1 protein-coding gene is annotated in these 764 nt (G+C 47.8%); it reads right to left on the minus strand.

Translation table 11 applies throughout. The features are described 5' to 3' along the window. Nucleotides 1-743, minus strand: a 743-nt coding sequence (locus ACFIK8_RS11135) for an ATP-binding cassette domain-containing protein (protein WP_375669462.1), incomplete at its 3' end; no start/stop codon positions are given. Nucleotides 744-764 lie beyond the last annotated feature (21 nt).

A 764-nucleotide genomic window follows, 5' to 3' on the forward strand; every position in this document is an offset into this window, starting at 1 on the left:
AAACGCCGCACATTCCGTTTGCGCCGTGCTGTCACCCCATAGCGCAACCATTGTTCTTCCCGCGCAATCTGTCGAGCCAATTTGTGTTGGTTTAGAGCTTCCTCTTCAAGGACCTTATCGCGCCAATTTTCAAACTCCAAGAAAGGCTTTTCTACTCTTTTGGTGGTGCCCCGATCAATCCATACTGTTGAGCGCGTCACATTTTCTAAAAATCGTCGATCATGTGAAATAGCCACAACGGCCGACCGTAAAGAACATAAAGTCCTTTCGAGCCATTCAATAGTTGGTAAATCAAGATGATTGGTTGGTTCATCCAAAAGAAGAACATCGGGTTTTGCGGCAATCGCCCTTAATAATGAAAGGCGTCGCTTTTCACCCCCTGAAAGGGTTGCCAACTTTTCGGTTCCTGAAAAACCAAGATTTGTGCGAAGTGTATTTAGCCACTGCGCATCAGGTGCATTGTCCCGACCAGCTTCCACGTAAGCGTGAACATCTTCAAAGCCTGAACAATCGGGGTTTTGTGATACATAACGCACAGTAACCCGAGGATGGCAAAAAATCTCCCCTTCACTTGGTTCTATCATTCCAGCGGCAATTTTTAACAGCGTCGATTTTCCACAACCATTACGGCCCACCAGAGCGATACGGGCACCTTGCTCAACCGATAAACAAGCTTGGTTGAGCAAGGGCGTTTTTCCAAAGGCTAGGAAAATACGATCAAGCCGCCGCAGCGGTACCGCCATTAACGGCTACGTTGCGGACAA

This window comes from Bartonella sp. MR168JLCBS, from assembly GCF_042194175.1.